21 protein-coding genes and 1 tRNA gene are annotated in these 18,255 nt (G+C 68.5%); 18 read left to right on the top strand and 4 right to left on the bottom strand.

The window, feature by feature from the left end:
- Window positions 1-7 precede the first annotated feature (7 nt).
- Genes ACKI2N_RS01865 through ACKI2N_RS01800 form a run of 14 tightly spaced genes read left to right on the top strand, consistent with a single transcriptional unit; the run spans window position 8 to window position 9,471 of the window.
- Window positions 8-550: a hypothetical protein gene (locus ACKI2N_RS01865; RefSeq protein WP_420994092.1), complete on the top strand. Its 543-nt coding sequence runs from the start codon at window positions 8-10 to the stop codon at window positions 548-550.
- Window positions 547-768 (top strand): hypothetical protein, encoded by a 222-nt coding sequence (locus ACKI2N_RS01860; RefSeq protein ID WP_420994091.1) that lies wholly within the window; start codon window positions 547-549, stop codon window positions 766-768. The genes ACKI2N_RS01865 and ACKI2N_RS01860 overlap by 4 nt, the downstream gene beginning before the upstream one ends.
- Window positions 765-890: a hypothetical protein gene (locus tag ACKI2N_RS01855; RefSeq protein WP_420994090.1), complete on the top strand. Its 126-nt coding sequence runs from the start codon at window positions 765-767 to the stop codon at window positions 888-890. The genes ACKI2N_RS01860 and ACKI2N_RS01855 overlap by 4 nt, the downstream gene beginning before the upstream one ends.
- The gene (locus ACKI2N_RS01850; RefSeq protein WP_020201891.1) at window positions 887-1,111 is read left to right on the top strand and encodes a hypothetical protein; all 225 of its coding nucleotides are present in this window, start codon (window positions 887-889) and stop codon (window positions 1,109-1,111) included. Before ACKI2N_RS01855 ends, ACKI2N_RS01850 begins: the two co-directional genes overlap by 4 nt.
- Before the next feature lie 9 nt (window positions 1,112-1,120).
- Window positions 1,121-1,663 carry a deoxynucleotide monophosphate kinase gene (locus ACKI2N_RS01845; protein WP_420994089.1) on the top strand — a complete coding sequence of 181 codons (543 nt, stop codon included), beginning with the start codon at window positions 1,121-1,123 and terminating at the stop codon, window positions 1,661-1,663.
- On the top strand, window positions 1,660-2,079 hold the full coding sequence (locus tag ACKI2N_RS01840) for a hypothetical protein (protein ID WP_420994088.1): 420 nt from the start codon (window positions 1,660-1,662) through the stop codon (window positions 2,077-2,079). Before ACKI2N_RS01845 ends, ACKI2N_RS01840 begins: the two co-directional genes overlap by 4 nt.
- 15 nt (window positions 2,080-2,094) lie before the next feature.
- Window positions 2,095-4,233, top strand: coding sequence for an H-NS family nucleoid-associated regulatory protein (locus ACKI2N_RS01835; protein ID WP_420994087.1), 2,139 nt, complete (start codon window positions 2,095-2,097; stop codon window positions 4,231-4,233).
- A 1-nt stretch (window position 4,234) separates the two neighbouring features.
- Window positions 4,235-5,104 carry a hypothetical protein gene (locus ACKI2N_RS01830; protein ID WP_420994086.1) on the top strand — a complete coding sequence of 290 codons (870 nt, stop codon included), beginning with the start codon at window positions 4,235-4,237 and terminating at the stop codon, window positions 5,102-5,104.
- Window positions 5,097-5,675 (top strand): hypothetical protein, encoded by a 579-nt coding sequence (locus ACKI2N_RS01825; RefSeq protein WP_420994085.1) that lies wholly within the window; start codon window positions 5,097-5,099, stop codon window positions 5,673-5,675. The genes ACKI2N_RS01830 and ACKI2N_RS01825 overlap by 8 nt, the downstream gene beginning before the upstream one ends.
- A complete protein-coding gene (locus ACKI2N_RS01820; RefSeq protein WP_420994084.1) occupies window positions 5,672-7,126 on the top strand; it encodes a hypothetical protein in 1,455 nt (484 codons plus the stop codon). The genes ACKI2N_RS01825 and ACKI2N_RS01820 overlap by 4 nt, the downstream gene beginning before the upstream one ends.
- Window positions 7,123-8,148, top strand: a complete 1,026-nt coding sequence (locus ACKI2N_RS01815; RefSeq protein ID WP_420994083.1) for a phage Gp37/Gp68 family protein — start codon at window positions 7,123-7,125, stop codon at window positions 8,146-8,148. The genes ACKI2N_RS01820 and ACKI2N_RS01815 overlap by 4 nt, the downstream gene beginning before the upstream one ends.
- A 2-nt stretch (window positions 8,149-8,150) precedes the next feature.
- On the top strand, window positions 8,151-8,747 hold the full coding sequence (locus ACKI2N_RS01810; RefSeq protein ID WP_420994082.1) for a hypothetical protein: 597 nt from the start codon (window positions 8,151-8,153) through the stop codon (window positions 8,745-8,747).
- Window positions 8,744-9,172, top strand: coding sequence for a hypothetical protein (locus ACKI2N_RS01805; protein WP_420994081.1), 429 nt, complete (start codon window positions 8,744-8,746; stop codon window positions 9,170-9,172). Before ACKI2N_RS01810 ends, ACKI2N_RS01805 begins: the two co-directional genes overlap by 4 nt.
- A complete protein-coding gene (locus ACKI2N_RS01800) occupies window positions 9,160-9,471 on the top strand; it encodes a helix-turn-helix domain-containing protein (RefSeq protein ID WP_420994080.1) in 312 nt (103 codons plus the stop codon). The genes ACKI2N_RS01805 and ACKI2N_RS01800 overlap by 13 nt, the downstream gene beginning before the upstream one ends.
- 12 nt (window positions 9,472-9,483) lie before the next feature.
- Here ACKI2N_RS01800 and ACKI2N_RS01795 read toward each other — a convergent pair whose 3' ends face one another.
- From ACKI2N_RS01795 to ACKI2N_RS01785, 3 genes are all read right to left on the bottom strand, one after another.
- Window positions 9,484-10,602, bottom strand: a complete 1,119-nt coding sequence (locus ACKI2N_RS01795) for a site-specific integrase (protein ID WP_420994079.1) — start codon at window positions 10,600-10,602, stop codon at window positions 9,484-9,486.
- Window positions 10,603-10,810: 208 nt separating this feature from the next.
- A tRNA-Cys gene (locus tag ACKI2N_RS01790) sits at window positions 10,811-10,886 on the bottom strand.
- 148 nt (window positions 10,887-11,034) lie between these two features.
- Window positions 11,035-12,315, bottom strand: coding sequence for an MFS transporter (locus tag ACKI2N_RS01785; RefSeq protein WP_420994136.1), 1,281 nt, complete (start codon window positions 12,313-12,315; stop codon window positions 11,035-11,037).
- Between the two features lie 515 nt (window positions 12,316-12,830).
- Here ACKI2N_RS01785 and ACKI2N_RS01780 point away from each other — a divergent pair.
- From ACKI2N_RS01780 to ACKI2N_RS01770, 3 genes are all read left to right on the top strand, one after another.
- Entirely contained in the window at window positions 12,831-13,994 is a 1,164-nt protein-coding gene (locus ACKI2N_RS01780; RefSeq protein WP_420994078.1) for an iron-containing alcohol dehydrogenase, read from the top strand.
- Window positions 13,995-14,056: 62 nt separating this feature from the next.
- Window positions 14,057-14,371 carry an NIPSNAP family protein gene (locus ACKI2N_RS01775; protein WP_420994077.1) on the top strand — a complete coding sequence of 105 codons (315 nt, stop codon included), beginning with the start codon at window positions 14,057-14,059 and terminating at the stop codon, window positions 14,369-14,371.
- Window positions 14,372-14,443: 72 nt separating this feature from the next.
- Window positions 14,444-15,412, top strand: a complete 969-nt coding sequence (locus tag ACKI2N_RS01770) for a cyclase family protein (protein ID WP_420994076.1) — start codon at window positions 14,444-14,446, stop codon at window positions 15,410-15,412.
- Here ACKI2N_RS01770 and ACKI2N_RS01765 read toward each other — a convergent pair.
- A complete protein-coding gene (locus ACKI2N_RS01765) occupies window positions 15,405-16,361 on the bottom strand; it encodes a LysR family transcriptional regulator (RefSeq protein WP_420994075.1) in 957 nt (318 codons plus the stop codon). The genes ACKI2N_RS01770 and ACKI2N_RS01765 overlap by 8 nt on opposite strands.
- A gap of 276 nt (window positions 16,362-16,637) precedes the next feature.
- Between ACKI2N_RS01765 and ACKI2N_RS01760 the strand changes: the two genes are divergently transcribed.
- The gene (locus ACKI2N_RS01760; protein WP_420994074.1) at window positions 16,638-18,230 is read left to right on the top strand and encodes an aldehyde dehydrogenase (NADP(+)); all 1,593 of its coding nucleotides are present in this window, start codon (window positions 16,638-16,640) and stop codon (window positions 18,228-18,230) included.
- The last annotated feature ends 25 nt before the right edge of the window (window positions 18,231-18,255 follow it).

Below are 18,255 nucleotides of genomic sequence, written 5' to 3'. Positions count from 1 at the left end.
GTCGGCCATGCATCTCGAACACTTCCGCGTCTATGGCGCAGCCGGCTTCCACTACGAATCCACGCCGAATCCTTGGGTTGTCGTCGACGACTATGGTACCGAGCACGATGACTTGGGCAACCTCGATGTGCCGTACCACCAACGGCAGTACCCCAAGCGCGCCGCCTTGCTGTACGCGGACCACCAGGACCCGGATTTCTTCCATGCCAGCACGTGCACCCCGCGCTGGTACCGCATCGACGAAGCGACTGCGTTCTCTACCCCCATCGGGCTGAGCATCGAGGGGTACCTACGCATCAGCTTTCAGGTCAATCCGCATTGGGATGAGCAGGTTGGCGATGCCTACTACGAACGCGACCGCGGCGCCCGCCTGGAACTCCTAGAGCAAAGCGTCTCGATCGGCGGCTATGACTCGACGTGCCCGATCATCCTGGCTGCGGCCGAACTCGAGGAATTCTGCTGGCAGTACATCGAGCTGGAGCGCGCCCGCGAGCAAGCCAAGGAAATGCGCCGCGCCGCGGACGCCCAGGCCAGGAGGTCATCGCGATGACCGCCGCTCCGAAGAAAAGCTACAGCACCGTGCACGAGCTGGCGTTCCTGCGCACGCTGGGCAATGAGCACACGCGGCCCACGCTCCTGCGCAACTACATCGCGGCGGCGCCCACGCGCAACACCTGGGGCGACATCGACAAAGCCACAGTGTTGAGTTACGCCACGCAGGAGCTCGCGGCGGCCGAAAAGCGCGAGTCGCGGGAGGCCGCCCGATGAAGCGCTTCCGCATCACCATCGACGGCCGCCACACCTACACCGGCCTGTTCCGTTCCACCTGCGACGCGATCCTTGATGCCCTGGACCGCGGCGCGCGCACGGTGTCGGCGGTGCCGGCATGACTGCGCGCCGGATCTCCCGCGCGGAGCTCATTGAGGAGTTCCACCGCGTGCGCGGCAGCGGCCGCGCCGAGGAGCAGATCGAGATTCCGGCCATCCGCAAGCAGTTGGCCCGTTCCCGCCGTGCCTTCCTGAAGGCCCAGGCCCGCCGCAAGCCGGCGCGGCCTCGCTTCGACCCCACCGTCATCGACCACAAACGCCGCCAGGCAAACGACCTCGACTGAGGAGAACCCATGCTGATAGGACTCACCGGCCGCGCAGGCGCCGGCAAGGACACTGCTGCCGCCTACATGGCGCAGGCCCATCGTTTCATGCCCCTGGCGTTCGCCACGCCACTGCGCCGCATGCTCCAGGCCGGGCTCGGTCTGACCGAGGAACACTTCACTACCGCGGAGAAAAACGAGCCAATCGACTGGCTCAACCGCTCGCCGCGCCAGCTGATGCAGACGCTGGGCACCGAATGGGCGCGTGCCCATATCGGCCCGAAGATTTGGGTGGACGTGGCCACGCGCGAGCTCGACAAGCTCGCCGGCCTGGACGTGGTTTTCACCGATGTGCGCTTCGAGAACGAAGCCGCCATGATCCGCGAGCGCGGCGGCATCATCGTCCGCCTGGTGCGGCACGCCGCGCGGCCGGTGAACTCGCACGTCAGCGAGGCCGGCTTCAAGCTGCAGATGAACGATCGCGAGATCCACAACGACGGCACGCTGTTCCAGCTCTACGACCAGCTCGACGCGATCATCGGCGAGGAATCGTTCGTCGGGAGCCTGTCATGAGCACGCGCCCCACCCGCAAGCCGCGTGCCGTGCATATCCCCATGATGCCGGGCAATACGCTGCACCTGAAGCTCACCTTCCATGCTGACCTGGTGGCCTTCATCAGCGACCCGACGCCGCTCTCCTACAACCGCCTGCTGCGCACGCTGGACATCCTGGCCATCATCAGCACGGTTCAAGGCCTGGCGGAATTCCGCCCGCAGATCCAGTCGGCGCGCCGCGCAATGGTGGCCGTCCTGGCCCGTCGCGAGCGCACTGGCGTTCTCGCCGTTTCCACGCTCGACGCGCAGACCCTGCGGACCGCCGCCCCATTCATCGAGCAGGCCATCGGCCGCTCCCGCCTCGACGCCTTTTCCTTCGCCAACGCCATCGTCCAGCACAAGATGCAGCTGGAAGGCGTGGCCACCATCGACTAACCCCGGAGCCACCTCATGAGCCAAGACCAAGAGCTTGTGACCGTTCGCGTGCGCGATCTGGTCGTCTCGTCCAACAACGTCCGCAAGCGCCCGTCGCAGACCATCCGCGAACTTGCCGCATCGATCAAGCATCACGGCCTGCTTGAGCCGCTGATTATCGAGGACACGCCGTCTGCCCCTTATGGGGTGCTCGATGGCCGCCGCCGGCGCCTGGCCCTGCTGTGGCTGCTCGACAACGGCGACATTACCGAAGACCACCGCGTGCTGTGCTCGGTCTACAAGGGCAACGCGCCCAAGGAAGCCAGCGCGGCCGCGAACATGCACGAGGCGATGCACCCGGCCGACGAGTTCGAGGCCTTCCGCGACATGATCGATGACGGCAGCTCGGTCGAGGAGGTCGCCGCGCATTTCGGCACCACGCCACTGACGGTGCAGCGCCGCCTCAAGCTGGCCAACGTGGCGCCGATGCTGATCGACGCCTACCGCGCCGAAGAAATCGCGCTCGACCATCTGATGGCCTTCGCCATCACCGACGACCACGATGCCCAGCTGCGGGTCTGGAAAAAGATCAAGGACGCCGTACCGTATGAGCGTCTGCCCGGCCGCATCCGCGCGGCGCTGGTCAAAGCCGACTCGATCGATGTCCGCGACAACAAGCTCGCACGCTTCGTCGGCCTGGACGCCTACGAGGCCGCCGGCGGCCCTGTCGTGCGCGACCTGTTCAGCGATGGCGGCGGCTTCATCGGCGATGTGAAGCTGCTGCAGAAGCTCGCCGACGAGAAGCTGGCCAGCGCCGCCGAGGACCTGCAGGCCGAGGGCTGGAGCTGGGTGGAGACGGCGGACAGCTGGACCTACTCGGACGACACCAAGTACGGCAAGAGCCAGCCGAAAAAGCGCGCGCTGTCGGACGACGAGGAGGCGGAGCTGGACACCTTGCGCCGGCGCGCCGACGAGATCGACAAGCTGAATGCGCATGCGGGCATTGAAGACGATGCGCTGCTGGAAGAACTCGGCCAGGTCGAGGCGAAGATCGAAGCGATCGAGGCGTGCATCGAGACCTTCTCCGACCGCCAGAAGGGCAAGGCCGGCGCCGTCGTGACCGTCGCCAATGACGGCACGCTGCAGATCCACCGCGGCCTCATCAAGCCGGAGAAGGGCAACAAGGCCAAGAACGCTGCGGACGATGACGGCGCACCGGACGCCGGCCAGTCGGGCGCCCCCGAAGCACCCGCTGAACGCGGCCTGTCCGACAGCCTGGTCAACAAGCTGACCGCGCACCGCACCGCCGCCTTGCAGGCGCTGGTGGCCGGCTCGCCGGGCATCGCACTGGCACTACTGCTGCGCGCGCTGGTGCCGCAGATCTTTACCAGCCGCCTCGACTACCGCTGCCTTCGCCACGGTCTGGCCAAGATCTCGGCCGGCGATCAGCGCCCCATCCTCCAAAGTGCGGCCGACGACATGGAGAACTCGCGCGCCTGGCAGAGCATGGAGGAAAGCGTCGCCCGCTGGGAGGAGCGCCTGCCCGGCGAAGACGAAGATCTGTTCGCCTGGCTGCAGACGCTCAGCCAGGCCGACCAGCTCGACCTGCTGGCCGTCTGCGTGGCGCACACCGTCGACACCCGGGCCGCGCGCGAGGACTCGGCGGTGCACGAGCACGCCCACCAGCTCGCCAAGGCGGTCGACCTGGACATGGCCGACTGGTGGTGTGCCACTGCCGGCTCCTACCTGGCCAGCGTGCCCAAGACGCGACGCATGGAGGCGGTTCGTGAAGCCGTCGGCGAGGAGGCGGCCAACGCCATCGCCGGCATGAAGAAGGAAGCGATGATCGGCGCGGCCGAGGAATACCTCGACGGCCGCCGCTGGCTGCCCGCCATTCTGCGCCGCCCCGGCGCGCCTGCCACCACCCCCGACGAAACGCCGCAGACCGAGCCGGAACAGGATCTGCCGGCGGCCGACGCAGCGTCGACTCCCGCCGACCCGGCCGATCCGCTCGGCCCCATCGTCACGCTCGCCGGCGTGCGCTACCGCGACGCGAGGACCGGCAGCACCTGGACCGGGCGCGGCAAGCGGCCTGCATGGGTCGTCCAGGCGCTGGAGAGCGGCGTCGAGCTGCACGACCTGCTGGTCCACCCCACCGCCACCGAGGAGGCCTGACATGGCACAGAACGATACCGCCGTCGGCACCATGCGTGAAGCACTGGCCAACCTGGTCAGTGCCGGCCGCAGCTGGCTCGCCGCGCTCAACATGCGCCGCACACACCACGACCTCAAGGGCGACCTGCAGATCCAGGAGCGCAACGCAGCCCAGGATGTCGAGGATGCTCTGCACGTGGTCATCGCTCACAAGGAGCAGCAACACCTCGACGACATCGCCGTCGACGGCACGGCCGAGGCGATGAAACAGCGCCTGGCCGAGAAGCGCGCCGAGGGCCGCGGCGGCTGGCACGACCCCGAGGAAAGCACCGTCGAATACATTGCCGCGCTGCTGGTCGGCGCCGTCGTCAAGGGCAAGCCCATCGACGTGGCCAATTTCGCCATGATGCTGCATCAGCGCGGGGCCGCGCCCCACGTTCTGACGCAGGCGCTCATCACGCACTGCTATGCCGCAGGCCTGCCGCTGGCCGATCCCGGCTGGAACACGGAAGAAGTAGAGGCCTGGAGCACCGACGACGAGGAGTTCCGGCACCACTCGCTCGAGGAGCTGCTCGAGGAAAACGACCTGCTCAAGGTCGGCGATACCGTCTACCTCGGCCAGGCTACTTACCCGGACCCGGCGGCTTTCTTCGATGCCGACGACGTACTTGAGATGGTCGGGGACCGTGGTGCCGACGAAGGTGGCGAGTTTGCCGACGGCTACCCTGACGACCTCGACGAGGAGGCCACATCGCAGCTCGATCGCTTCCTGCAGGCCTGGCTGCGCACGCACTGCGCGCCGAGATTCTTCACGGTGACGAATTCGCGCCCCTATGTGCTGACCGCCGCCGATTTCCCCAGCGACCACCCTGCGGGAGGCACCCATGCTTGACCGCGACATCGAGCCCCCCTCGCAAGCAACAGTGCCAGCCGCCGGCGCGCCGCGGCCGCCGGCATTCCCCGCCAGCGCCTTCAACCTCGCGCCGGCCGCCAAGGCTGAAGCGAGCAAGCCGAAAGAAAAGACCCGCGTCCAGCTCGCGATCGAGCACATCACCGAGCACGGCCCGGCGACGAATGCCGAGCTGGTCGAGGCGATGGGCCTCAAGGCCGGCGCGCACCCGGGCGCCTACCTCTCCATCGCCGTTCGGGATGGGCGGCTTGCCGTGCGTGAAGGCCGCTACCACCTGGCCCCGCTGCCGCAGCCAGAAGCGGCAGAGCAGCCGCCGGCCGAGCTGCCGGAGGAGCCCTGGCCAGCCCTTGCCGCAGCGCTGGCGCCGACCACTGAGTTTTTTGACCCCACTCCCGCCGTGCAGATCCTGCCCACCGACGTGGCCGTGATCGCACGCGCGGACGGCTCGGTCCTGATCTCGGTCGATGGCCAGGCCGTCGACCTCACGCCGAAGCAAGTCCATCTCCTGCAGGCCTTCCACGCCCTGCTGCCCCAGCTCGGAGGCATCCAATGACCAGCCCTACCATCATCATCGCGTGGGACAAGTTCCCGAGCTGGCTGATCGACCACTGCGAGGGCCAGACGATCACGGAGGAAGGCCTGCAGGCCGCGCTCGCCGACATGTTGAAGGTGTACCCGCCCGCAGCTGCAACATTGCCAAGCCCGGCGGTGGAGCCCCGCCTGGACGCCCCCGCTCAAGTCGGCAACGCGCGGTTCGGCAAGGGCATTCCCCATCGCTTCGTGATCGAGACTGCGCAGCGCCACCACGCCTACACGAACACGCCGGAAAAGGAGGCCGAGCGCATCAAGCGCGGGAAGGCGCTCCTTGCTGAACTGCAGACAGAAATCGCGGTCGCAAGACGGCCCTCCGATACGCTCGCCCTCGATGTCGAGCAATTGCTGCGCGACACCGTTCCCGGCGGCTCGGTCTGTGATCCGCAACAGGTTGCAGATTCGATTCGCGCGTGGTTCGGCCAGCGCGCCGCGCCGCTCGACGTGGAGGCATTGCGCCGCGCCGTCGAGAACTTCGATGATGGCGTGGACGCCGAGGTGCCTCACACCATGCTCATGGCCTGGGCCGCCCAGGGTCTGCTGGAGTGCACGCGCTTCACGGTGACGGACAAGGGTCGAGCTGCGCTCACCATCCAAGGGACCGTCAAGCAGAGCGCGCCGAGCGCCGGCGCGCAACAAGCGGCGCCGGAGGGATGGCAGTTGGTGCCGGTCAGGCCGACCGACGCGATGACATGGGCCGGTCAGCAAGCGCGAAGGTGGTCTGCCAACAGCATCACCGTCGTATATCAGGACATGCTTGCCGCCGCCCCTGCGCCGAGCGCATCGCCTGCCGCGCTGACGGATTCCAAGACGCTAGCGCTGGCGGAGATGGTCAAGGCGATGCGTTGGTGGGGCGCACAAGAAGACGGTATTCCTGCTGAATGCGGGAAGGCATTCGATTCCGCAATGCTGGCACTTGGCTGGTCGTACTCACACCCGCAAGACCTGAAGGTACTCGCCGCCCCACCTGCCGCCCCGCAACCGAGCGCCAAGGCGCTGACGTTCGCGGCCGGCATCGAAGCTGCTGCGAAGTGGGTGGACAAGCGCCGAGAGGACCACGATTCGGAGTTTGGCGCAGCTGATCCAGATACGGGCGCGTTCGAGTTTCGCTCCGTGCCCCATGAGGAATACAGCGCGGAACTTTACGAGGTCGCAGAGGGGATTCGCGCCATCCTGGCCGCAGAGCAGCCCAGCGAGGCGCGCGCCGCCGGCGCCAACGATCCGCAGGACGCAGCCCGGTTCGTCGCGCTGCTCGGCTCGATGTTGGCCCATATGAACGGCTCCGCGATGACCGCCGAGCAGCGCCGCGTTCAGGCGGCGTTCGAGGTTCGGGAAGCTGCCCCGCTCACGCTGCAGGTCATTCGCGACCGCATCGATGCCGCCCTCCACACCAACAGCGGGGAGACAGCGTGAGCGAGAACAGCAAGATCGAGTGGACCGACCACACGTTCAATCCGTGGATTGGATGCACGAAGGTGTCGCCGGGCTGTGACCACTGCTACGCCGAGGCGCAGATGGACACGCGGCTGGGCCGGGTCACGTGGGGACCGAAGGGGGAACGCATGCGCACGTCGCCCGCCAACTGGCGCAAGCCGCTGGCATGGAACGCGCGGCACAAGGAGTTTTTCGCCGAGCACGGTCGCCGGCAGCGGGTGTTCTGCGCGAGCCTGGCTGACGTGTTCGACAACGCCGTCGACCCGACATGGCGCGCCGACCTGCTGCAGCTCGTCGCCGACACCCCGAACCTCGACTGGCTTCTGTTGACGAAGCGAATCGGCAACGCTCATGCCATGTTGGATGACGCGCTCAGCGAGCTGTCACACGGCCTCACAAAATGGGCGGATGCGCCCTGGCCGAACGTCTGGCTCGGCGCCACGGTCGTCAACCAGGCCGAAGCCGACCGCGACATCCCGAAGCTGCTGGCCACGCCAGCGCGCGTGCGCTTTCTGAGCATGGAGCCGCTGCTGGGGCCGGTGGATCTGGCCAAGTGGATCGGGTATTGCGAGCGTACTGACAAGCACGGGATCAGTCGGAACGACGCTGGTGAGCACATCCTGTGCGAGCGCTATTGCGGTGTGTCGTGGGTGATCGTCGGCGGCGAGAGCGGCCCCGGCGCGCGGCCGATGCATCCCGACTGGGCTCGCAGCCTGCGCGACCAGTGCGCGGCCGCCGGAGTACCGTTCTTGTTCAAGCAGTGGGGAGAATATCTGCCCTGGGCCGACTTCAACGATGCACGGATCGATGACCCGCCAGAGCAGACTCGATTCCCGACAGTGGAATGGCAGCGAGACCACTGGGAGGATGCCGGGTACCCCATGTGGTGCGACTCTACCGATGGCCAGATCGACGACATGCAATGCATGGGGCGCGTCGGCAAGAAGGCCGCCGGCCGCCTGCTCGACGGCGTGCAGCACGATGGATTCCCGAGGAGCTGACCATGATCGTCGACGATGTAATGACCGACAAGATCACCCTGCACGGCCTCGGCTTTGTCCAGGTCCAACTGCCCAACAACCAACGCCTGCATGTCTGGCACCCGGAGCTCCCGCGCCGACGCTGCTTCGAGCACTCATCGATTCACGACCATCGTTTCAGCTTCCGCTCGCGCGTGCTGGTCGGTACCCAGGTCGACATCGGCTATCGCCACTATCCCGCGGAGGAGTCAGGCGAATATGTCATGTATCTGCATGAAGGCGCTCGCACAGCCAGGGGTGGCCGCCCTTGGGTACCTGATGGGCGCTGCGACCTGATCCAGGACTATCGTCGTGCCATCGAGGCAGGCGATGAATACCGCATTCGCGCCTATGTCTACCACCGCACGGAGCCCGCAGGGAACGGCAAGGTTGCCACGCTGATGTACAAGTCCGAGGAGTTCCGCAAAGGCGCTCACTCGACCTGCCGCGTTGGCATCCACCCGGATGCCGATTTCGACCGCTACCAGTGGCCGCCCTCGCGCCTGTGGGAAGTCGTGTGCGATGTGCTGCTGGCCGAGATCGAGAGCCCTTTCCATGCCACCCCCATAGGAGGTGCATGATGAGCTGGAGCATCGGATACGACAACAACTGGAACCGCGACATTGGCTATAGCGTACCGGCCGTGTGCGATCACCCTGGGTGCAGCGCCGAGATCCACCGCGGCCTTTCCTACGTCTGCGGCGGCGAGCCATACGGTGGAGAGCACGGATGCGGCCTGTACTTTTGCGCCGCCCATCTGTGGATCACCGCCCGTCGGCCGCAGCGCTGCGAGCGGTGCAGCAAGCACCGCAAACCGTTTCTCGCCAAGCCTGATTGCCAGGAATGGATCGAATGGAAGCTGACGGACGAAAGCTGGCAGCGATGGCGCGAGGAGAACCCCGAGACCGTTATCGAGATGCGCACCGCCATCGGTATGGCTCCGGCCCAGGAAGTGGGCACGGCGGAACAGACTTCGACGGGCGGGGAAGCTCAATGCGCACGCTAGACACCAACGAATGCGCCGAGTTTCTCAAGGTCTGCCGGGAAACGGTGCTGCGGCTGGCGCAGAACGGCGAGATATTCGGCGCTCGCATCGGCCATGCCTGGGTGTTCATGGAGGACGACCTTGTTGAATATCTGCGCCGTGAATCTCGCCGGCAGACCAGCGAGAGGCAGGTCCAAACGCAAGTGGCGACCAGCTTCCAGACGCCTCAACCGACAGTGGCCCCCATACGCCGGCGCGGCCGCCGACGCGGCGCTCCACCCGCCCTGCCTGAGATTCCCCAGCCTCACCCTTCGGTGTAGCCCGACATCACATCACCAGAGGCGAGCAGCCAGATCACTCCCCCTCAGATTTGCATACCGGCGCAAGACGGCCAGCGTCTTGTGGCCGGTGATTTTGGCGATCTGCAGGTCCGTGAGCGTCGTCTTTTCATAGAGCCGCGACGTGGCCTCGTGGCGCAGGTCGTGAAAGATGAGATCCGGGCACCCGGCCGCGTCGAAGACCCTGCTGAACTGGTTCGATAGCTTTCTGGACACCTTGCCCAGCACGGCCTTGTCACCACCCCACCAGGGAAAGAGCCAGCCACCATCGAACGAGAATCCGGCCATGCCGCGCTCGCCGGCGGCCACCAGCGACTGGTAGCGCTTGATGGCCGCAACCGCCACCGTCGACAACGGCACCGGACGTTTGTCGCCGTTCTTGGTCTTCTCGAGCGCCACGGTTCTCCCCGCCAAATCGACCTGATCGATCGACAGGGTGTACATCTCGCGCAGCCGCATGGCAGTCTCGACAGCGAGAACGAATAGCAGCTCGAGCGCGGCCTGCCAGGGCAACGTCAGTGGGCGCTGGCGACGCCTCGGCCGGGCGCCGGCGAGAACGAGATTGATCTCCTTCTCCTCATGGGGCGGCAAGCGCCTATCTCTCTCCACATCGGCCTTTGGCGCCAGGTCCTGCGCCAAGACGGCCGCCTGGTCCATCTCGCTATAGGTTGCATACCGCCGCGGCAGCAGGCGAATGGGATTCAGAGGAAAGCCGGGCGCCGGGCGCAACACGCACCAGTCAAAGCAGCGCGCGAGAGCGCCCACGTAGTGCCGAATCGTCGACGGCGACAGATTCTCCTCTCGCTTCATCGCCGTCACCCACGACTGCACCCAGCGATAGTCGATGCTGGCCAGCCTGGCGGACGCCACGACATCCTTGCTGGCGAGGGCATTCAACAACGGACGGTCAGTGATCGAGACGGCGTGATGGGAGACGTACTCCCTGATCGCGTCCAGGCCTGTCACGATGGAGGATCGAGAATCGACGAACTCTTGCGGCACGACACCGGCGTCGAGTAGCCGCTCGAGCCGGGCGACATAGGCATCGCCCTCGGCCTCGCTGGAGAAGGTAAAGTAGAGCGGCTTGGGTAGCAGGCCCTTACGGCGCACCACGTATTCCCACGAGCCCGCTGATCTCTGTCTTTTCGTCGCCATCGTCCGCCCGAAATTACACTGGCGTGTATTGCCAAATGGACAATCACACGCGTGGTTCCCCACTCTTTCGGAGTGGTTTCAGGCAGATTTATACCACTGCGCATCACTTTCAGGCGCGACACGCTCCCGCAGGAAATAAAAAAAGCCCTGACTAATCAGGGCCTTATGGAGGCGGGGGGAACGGAATCGAACCGCCGTGTACGGCTTTGCAGACCGTCGCATAACCACTCTGCCACCCCGCCGCTGCGAAGGACGCCGTGGCGGCGTCCTCGTAGTGCGGGGCGCAGTGTATCCGGAAACGGAAAACTCTGCACGGCGCGCGCGCCGGGTCCGCTGCGGCAGGCCCGGCACGGTGATGCGGGCGGCACGCCAGCCCGCCAGCGCCGGCGCTCAGTCCAGCGGGCGCTGCCGGTAGTCGATCAGGCTCGAGCACACGGCCAGCAGCACCGCCATCGCCACGAAGAACAGCAGCGCCAGGAAGTACGAGCCGGACCATTGCACGATCGCGCCGATCAGCAGCGGCACCACCACGCCGGCCATGTTGCCGCAGAAGTTCATGATGCCGGCCAGCACGCCGGTGCGCTCGCTGCCGCCGATGATGGCGGGCAGGCACCAGTACATGCCGCACCAGCGGATGAAGAACATGGCGACGCACAGCAGGACGACCACGCGCGCGGCGTCGGGCGTGCAGGCCGCCGCCAGGATGCAGGCCGCCGCCACCAGGGCGGAGCCGCTGAACATGCTGCGCATCACGAGGTTGGGCGAGGCGCCCGAGGATTTCCACCGGTCGCCGACGTAGCCGCCGATCAGCTCGCCGACGAACCCCGACATGAAGATCACGAAGGTGGCGCCGCCCATGGCCGAGATGTCGAGCCCGTGGGTCTTGTGCAGGTAGCTCGGCATCCAGGTCAGCAGGCCGTAGAACACGCTGAGCACGCAGCTGTAGCCGCCGAACATGGCGAGGATGGAACGGTCGCGCAGCAGTTCGCGCAGCGGCGGCGCGGCGGCGGCGCGGGCGCCTTCGCGCGCGCCGTTGGCGCGCGTGATGTGTTCGAGTTCGGCCGCGTTGACGCCGGGGTGCTCGGCCGGATGGTTGCGGATGTAGTGCCACGCCAGCCAGCCCGCCAGCATGGTGCCGGCGCCCGAGACGACGAAGGCGATGCGCCACGAGCCCAGCCATGCGATCAGGCCCGCGATGAGGATGGCGCCGAGCGCGCTGCCCAGCGGCGCGCCGCCGTCGACCAGCACCGCGCCGCGCCCGCGCTCGTTGGGCGTGAGCCACGCGCCGGTCAGCTTGGCGCCGGCGGGCATGATCGGCGATTCGGCCACGCCCAGCCCCACGCGCGTGAGCAGCAGGACGACGCCGTTGTGGGCGCCCGCGCCGAGCGCCTGGAAGGCGCCCCAGGCCACCGTCGCCGTGGCGATGATGCCGCGCGTGCGATAGCGGTCGAGCAGCGCGCCCACCGGGACCTGCATCAGCGCGTAGGACCAGAAGAAGGCGCTGAGCACGAGGCCTTCGGCGGCGGGCGAGAGGCCGAACTCGGGCGCGATCAGCGGCAGCGCCACGGAGAGCGAGGCGCGGTCGATGTAGTTGATCGCCGTCAGCAGCAGCATGATGAGGAAGATGCGCCAGCGCACGTTGCTCGGGCGGGCCGGCGTGGCCGCGCGCATGGCGGGCGCGGTGCCGGCGGGCGCGCCGGCGTCGGCGGCGGGCGCGCCGGCGTCGGCGGCGGTGCCGGCGTTGAGGGCATCGGCGGATTTCATGCTGTCTCTTCCTTGTGATTGTGTTTTTCCGCGGCCGCGGCCGCGGCGCTTGCGGCGCCATGCCGTGCCGGCGGTGGCGCGATGGCGGCAATGTAGGACCGCGCCGCCGGCTTGCCTAGTGAGAGTTGGTCATCGCCCGATAACCGGGGATGCCGGGGATGCCGGGGATGCCGGGGCCGCCCGGGCATGGCCGCGCGGCGGGCGGGGATAAGCGGCGGTTATCCGCCAATCAGGTCTTTTCATTACCGCCGCGGCGGCGCGGTTTGTAAGGTAGCGGCCGTGGATGACGTCCGGCGCCGCCAGAGCGCCGGCTTCCCCCTCACGACAAGACCGGGACACCGCCACACCCCCAGGCCCGCCTTTGCCCTGCCCATGCCGCGCGGCGCCGCCGGCGCGCCGCGGCCAACCCGTACGAGACCGCCATGAACGCATTCAACTATTACTTCCCGACCATGCTGAAGTCCGGCATCGGCCTGGCCGCGCAGGCCGGCGCCCTGCTCAAGCCGCACCTGCGCCGCCGGCTGCTGGTGGTGACCGACGCCGGGCTGGCGGGCTGCGGCCTGCTCGACGGCTTCTTCGCCTCGCTGCGCGCCGAGGACATCGGCTACGAGGTGTTCTCGGGCGTGGAGCCCAATCCCAGCACCGCCGTGCTGGACCAGGCGGTGGCCTTCCTCAAGGCGCACGAGTGCGACACCGTGATCGGCGTGGGCGGCGGCAGCAGCATCGACACCGCCAAGGGCGTGGCCGCCATGGCCACCAACCCGGGCAGCATCCTCGACTACGAAGGCTATGACCGCCTGAAGCACGCGCCGCTGCCGGTGTTCGCCATTCCCACCACCTCGGGCACCGGCAGCGAGTGCACGGCGTCCACGGTGTTCACCAACCAGGAGACGCTGTTCAAGACGGTCATCATCAGCCCCGCGCTGTTCCCCAGGCTGGCCATCCTCGACGCCAGCCTCACGCTTGGCCTGCCGCCGTCGATCACCGCCGCCACCGGCATGGACGCGCTCACCCACGCGATCGAATCGTACGTGTCTAAGCAGGCCAACCCGGTCAGCCAGGCGCTGGCCATCGGCGCGGTGCGCATGATCGGCGAGAACCTGCGCCGCGCCTTCTACGTGGGCTCCGACGTGGCCGCGCGCGAGCACATGCTGCTGGCTTCCTTCCTGGCGGGCGTGGCGTTCTCGCAGTCCAAGCTCGGCAACGTGCATGCCATCTCGCACACCTTCGGCGGCGTGTTCAACATCGCCCACGGCATCGCCAACGCGGCGCTGCTGCCGTACGTGCTGGCCTTCAACGCGCCGGCCTGCCCCGAGCGGCTGCGCGACGTCGCCATCGCGCTGGGCGTGGACACGCGCGCCATGTCCGTGGACGAAGCGGCGCGCGCGGTGGTGGGGCAGGTGGCCGAGCTGAACCAGGCGCTGGGCATTCCCGCCACCATCCGCGAGCTCGGCGTGGACCTGGCCTACCTGCCGCAGATGGTCAGCGACTCGATGCGCAGCGGCAACGTGCTGGTCAACCCGCGGCTGACCACCGCCGCCGACATCGAACGCATCATCACCAACGCCTATCACGGCGTGCTGTAGGCCGCCATCGCGTCGCGCCTGCGCTCCACCGTCACGTTCCATCGTCAACAAGGAAGCTGTCCATGCATTACGAAATGCGCACCTACACCATCCAGATCGGCAAGATGCAGGAATACCTGCAGCACTTCGAGAAGGAGGGCCTGCCGGTGATCTCGCGCTACGCCACGCTGGTGGGCTGGTGGTACACCGAGATCGGCGAACTCAACCAGGTCGTGCACATCTGGGCCTACCAGAGCCTGGACGAGCGCATCGAGCGCCGCGCCGCGCTGTACCGCGACCCGGACTGGCTCGAGCGCTTCGTGCCCAAGGCCTTCCCGATGCTGATCAAGCAGGAATCGCAGCTGCTCCGGCCCGCGGCGTTCTCGCCCATCCGCTGACAGCACAAGGCCGCCGCCGCGGGCAGTGCGCCAGCGGCGGGCGGCCGCCAACGAAAAACAGGAGACATCGCCATGTGCGTACACGGTTCCAACAACAACCCGGACATCGGGCAACTGCTCGAAGGCCTGCCGACCAACTGGGGCAAGTGGGGCCCCGACGACGAGGTCGGCGCGCTCAACTACCTGCAGGCCGAGCAGGTGCTGCGCGGCATCGCCGCGGTGCGGCAGGGCCGCACCTTCACGCTGCAGATCCCGATCGGCCACGAGAAGGGCGAGCCGCTGTTCCCGGGCCGCCGGCCGTCGATGCGCATGAACGTGCTGGACAAGGGCCACTACCTGGCCGGCAAGGCGCACTTCGACGGCAACGTCGAGTTCTCCGACGACGTGATCTTCATGCACGTGCAGGGCTCCACCCAGTACGACGCGCTGGGCCACGTCTGGTACGACGACAAGCTGTGGAACGGCTACGACGCCATGAGCACCATCGGCAGCATGGCGCGCGCCAGCATCGTGCCCATCGCCGAGCGCGGCGTGGCCGGCCGCGCGGTGCTCGTCGACATGGCGCGCCACCGCGGCAAGGCGGTGCTGGACAAGGGCGAGACCTTCACCCACCACGACCTGCTGGCGGCGGCGCGGGCCCAGGGCACCGCCATCGAGCCGCGCGACATCCTCATCATCCGCACCGGCTGGATCGGCTCGTTCTACGAGCGCGAGGCGGCCGAGTTCTACAGCGACTTCGTCGAGCCGGGCCTGACCTTCAGCCGCGAGCTGGTGGAGTGGTTCCACGCCATGGAGATTCCCAACCTGGTGACCGACACCATGGGCAACGAGGTCACGGTGGACCCGCGCTCGGGCGTCATGATCCCGCTGCACGCGGCGCTGATGCGCAACCTCGGCGTGGCCTTCGCCGAAGTCGCGCAGCTCGACGCGCTGGCCGAGGACTGCGCGCGCGACGGCCAGTGGCAGTTCCTCTATACCGCGGCGCCGCTGAAGATCGTCGGCGGCACCGGCGCGCCGGTCAACCCGCTGGTCATCAAGTAGGCTGCGGCACGCCGCCGGGGCGCCCCGCGAACAGTTCGCCGATCAGCAGGCGCGCGCCCGGCGACGGCGCCGAGCCGGCGCGGCTGATCACGCCGAACGGCTCTTCCAGCGCCGGCAGCGTGACCGGCAGGCGCGCCACCAGGCCGAAGCGCTCGCCGAACAGCGCCACCTCGCGCGGCATGACCGCCACCAGCGTGGGGTCTTCCTGCAGCATGGTGAGCGTGGCGAAGGTGGAGGCGGTTTCCAGCGGGAAGCGCGGCGCCTTGATGCCGGCATTGGCCAGCTCGCGCTCCAGCGCCACGCGCATCGGCATGTCGGCCGGATAGGCGATCCAGCTCGAGCCGCTGAGCGCTTCCAGTTCCACCGACGGCGCGCCGGCCAGCGGATGCGCGCGGGCCACCACCACCGCCAGCGGTTCCTCGTCCAGCGGCAGGCAGGCGTAGGCGCCGGGCCGGCGGCTCACGCCGCTGCGGCAGATGGCCACGTCCACGCGCCCTTCGTCGACGAGGCCGAGCAGGCGCGCGCTGGTGTCCTCCACCACCTCCACCGACAGCGTCGGGTGCTTGCGGCGCAGCGCCGCCAGCACCCGCGTGAGCAGCGGCACGGCGCCCATGATGACCCCCACCGCGAGATGCCCGCCGTGGCCCTGCGCGATGGCGGTCATCTCTTCGCGCAGGTGTTCCAGGTCGCTGTAGATCAGGCGCGCGTAGCGGATCACGCAGCGGCCCAGGTCGTTGGCCACCAGCCCCTTGGGCTGGCGCTCGAACAGCGGCATGCCGAGCAGGTTCTCGATCTCGCGCAGCACCTTGGTCGCGCCCGGCTGCGAGATGGCGATCTCGTCGGCGGCCTTGTGCAGCGAGCCGTGGCGGTCGAGCTCGATGAGCAGGCGCAGCTGCTTGAGGCGCAGGCGGGAGGCGAGGATGTGCAGCGACGGAACGGTGTGGCTCATGGCAAGGGCGGTGCGGGAGGAAGCGCCACTATATCGGCTGCGGCGCCCGGCGGGCTTGCCGGGGCGTCCAGACAGTCTTGCGCCGGGCGCAGGAATCGGCCCGCCGGCGGCAGCCGGCCGATAACGGCTGCTTATCGCCCCACGCCCAAACGTCATTGGCCGCGCGCGGCCGCGGCCGCTACAGTCGACCGCCGGGGGCGCGCGGCCGGCTCGCCCCTGCCGCGCGCCTTGCCGCGGATCGCAGATCCATCCCCCCACCCTCAGGAGACCATCGCCATGCCGGAAACGTCGGGCTACAACTATATAGGCGGCGAGCGCCGCGCCGAAGGCTCGGCCTTCCTCTACAGCGTCGACGCGGCCAGCGGCGAACGCCTGCCGCCGCGCTTCGTCGAGGCCACGCCCGCGGAGATCGACGCCGCCGCGCAGGCCGCGGCCGCGGCCTTCCCGGCCTTCCGCGCGCTCGCGCCGGGCCGCCGCGCCGAATTCCTCGACGCCATCGCCGACGAGATCGACGCGCTCGGCGAGGATTTCGTCGAGCTGGTCTGCCGCGAAACCGCGCTGCCCGCCGCGCGCATCCGCGGCGAGCGCGGCCGCACCAGCGGCCAGATGCGCCTGTTCGCGCAGGTGCTGCGCCGCGGCGACTTCCTCGGCGCGCGCATCGACAGCGCCCAGCCCGCGCGCCAGCCCCAGCCGCGCCCGGACCTGCGCCAGTACCGCACCGGCATCGGCCCGGTGGCGGTGTTCGGCGCCAGCAACTTCCCGCTGGCGTTCTCGACCGCCGGCGGCGACACCGCCTCGGCGCTGGCCGCCGGCTGCCCGGTCGTGTTCAAGGCGCACATGGGCCATATGGCGACGGCGCAGGAAGTCGCCGACGCGATCCTGCGCGCGGCGCGCCGGCTCGGCATGCCCGCCGGCGTCTTCAACATGGTGTTCGGCGACCGCGTGGGCGAGCGCCTGGTCAAGCATCCGGCCATCCAGGCGGTCGGCTTCACCGGCTCGCTGCGCGGCGGGCGCGCGCTGTGCGACATGGCTGCCGCGCGGCCGCAGCCGATCCCGGTGTTCGCCGAGATGAGCAGCATCAACCCGGTGCTGGTCATGCCGCGCGCGCTGGCGCGCCGCGGCGCGCAGGTGGCGGCGGAGCTGGCGGCGTCGGTCGCGCTGGGCGCCGGGCAGTTCTGCACCAACCCGGGCCTGGTGCTGGGCGTGCGCAGCGAAGCGTTTTCCGCGTTCGTGCGGCAGTTGTGCGCGGCGGTCGAGGCGCAGCCGGCGCAGACCATGCTGAGCGCGGCCGGGCTGGACCATTATGCGCGCGGCTCCCAGGCGCTGGCGGCGCACCCGCGCGTGGCGCGCCTGGCCGGGGCGGCGCTGCGCAACGGCAAGGCCGGCGCCCAGGTGTTCGAGGCCGAGGCGGCGCTGCTGCTGGAAGGCGACGCGCTGCTGCAGGAGGAGGTCTTCGGCCCCTCCACGGTGGTGGTCGAGGCGGCCGACGCGGCAGAGCTGGGCCGCCTCGTCGACAGCCTGCGCGGGCAACTGACCGCCACGCTGATCGCGGACGACGACGAACTGGCGGACTGCGCCGCGCTGGTCGCGCGGCTCGAGCAGAAGGTGGGCCGGCTGCTGGTCAACGGCTATCCGACCGGCGTGGAAGTGTGCGACGCGATGGTGCATGGCGGCCCCTATCCCGCCACCTCCGACGCGCGCGGCACCTCGGTCGGCACCCTGGCCATCGACCGCTACCTGCGCCCGGTCTGCTACCAGAACTTCGCCGACGCGCTGCTGCCGGACGCGCTGAAGGACGCCAACCCGCTGGGCATCGACCGCCTGGTCGACGGCGTCTGGACGCGCGCGCCGCGAGGCGCCGCCGCGTAGTCTCCCGGAGTATCGCGGCACCCCG

This window comes from Cupriavidus sp. 30B13, from assembly GCF_049059565.2.
In the GTDB taxonomy this organism is placed as follows: domain Bacteria; phylum Pseudomonadota; class Gammaproteobacteria; order Burkholderiales; family Burkholderiaceae; genus Cupriavidus.
This window is presented reverse-complemented; position numbering and strand designations above follow the sequence as displayed.

Coding starts and splice junctions, on each gene's coding strand:
- ACKI2N_RS01865 (WP_420994092.1), top strand. CDS start 8: ATGCATCTCGAACACTTCCGCGTCTATGGCGCAGCCGGCTTCCACTAC.
- ACKI2N_RS01860 (WP_420994091.1), top strand. CDS start 547: ATGACCGCCGCTCCGAAGAAAAGCTACAGCACCGTGCACGAGCTGGCG.
- ACKI2N_RS01855 (WP_420994090.1), top strand. CDS start 765: ATGAAGCGCTTCCGCATCACCATCGACGGCCGCCACACCTACACCGGC.
- ACKI2N_RS01850 (WP_020201891.1), top strand. CDS start 887: ATGACTGCGCGCCGGATCTCCCGCGCGGAGCTCATTGAGGAGTTCCAC.
- ACKI2N_RS01845 (WP_420994089.1), top strand. CDS start 1,121: ATGCTGATAGGACTCACCGGCCGCGCAGGCGCCGGCAAGGACACTGCT.
- ACKI2N_RS01840 (WP_420994088.1), top strand. CDS start 1,660: ATGAGCACGCGCCCCACCCGCAAGCCGCGTGCCGTGCATATCCCCATG.
- ACKI2N_RS01835 (WP_420994087.1), top strand. CDS start 2,095: ATGAGCCAAGACCAAGAGCTTGTGACCGTTCGCGTGCGCGATCTGGTC.
- ACKI2N_RS01830 (WP_420994086.1), top strand. CDS start 4,235: ATGGCACAGAACGATACCGCCGTCGGCACCATGCGTGAAGCACTGGCC.
- ACKI2N_RS01825 (WP_420994085.1), top strand. CDS start 5,097: ATGCTTGACCGCGACATCGAGCCCCCCTCGCAAGCAACAGTGCCAGCC.
- ACKI2N_RS01820 (WP_420994084.1), top strand. CDS start 5,672: ATGACCAGCCCTACCATCATCATCGCGTGGGACAAGTTCCCGAGCTGG.
- ACKI2N_RS01810 (WP_420994082.1), top strand. CDS start 8,151: ATGATCGTCGACGATGTAATGACCGACAAGATCACCCTGCACGGCCTC.
- ACKI2N_RS01805 (WP_420994081.1), top strand. CDS start 8,744: ATGATGAGCTGGAGCATCGGATACGACAACAACTGGAACCGCGACATT.
- ACKI2N_RS01800 (WP_420994080.1), top strand. CDS start 9,160: ATGCGCACGCTAGACACCAACGAATGCGCCGAGTTTCTCAAGGTCTGC.
- ACKI2N_RS01785 (WP_420994136.1), bottom strand. CDS start 12,315: ATGCGCGCGGCCACGCCGGCCCGCCCGAGCAACGTGCGCTGGCGCATC.
- ACKI2N_RS01780 (WP_420994078.1), top strand. CDS start 12,831: ATGAACGCATTCAACTATTACTTCCCGACCATGCTGAAGTCCGGCATC.
- ACKI2N_RS01775 (WP_420994077.1), top strand. CDS start 14,057: ATGCATTACGAAATGCGCACCTACACCATCCAGATCGGCAAGATGCAG.
- ACKI2N_RS01770 (WP_420994076.1), top strand. CDS start 14,444: ATGTGCGTACACGGTTCCAACAACAACCCGGACATCGGGCAACTGCTC.
- ACKI2N_RS01765 (WP_420994075.1), bottom strand. CDS start 16,361: ATGAGCCACACCGTTCCGTCGCTGCACATCCTCGCCTCCCGCCTGCGC.
- ACKI2N_RS01760 (WP_420994074.1), top strand. CDS start 16,638: ATGCCGGAAACGTCGGGCTACAACTATATAGGCGGCGAGCGCCGCGCC.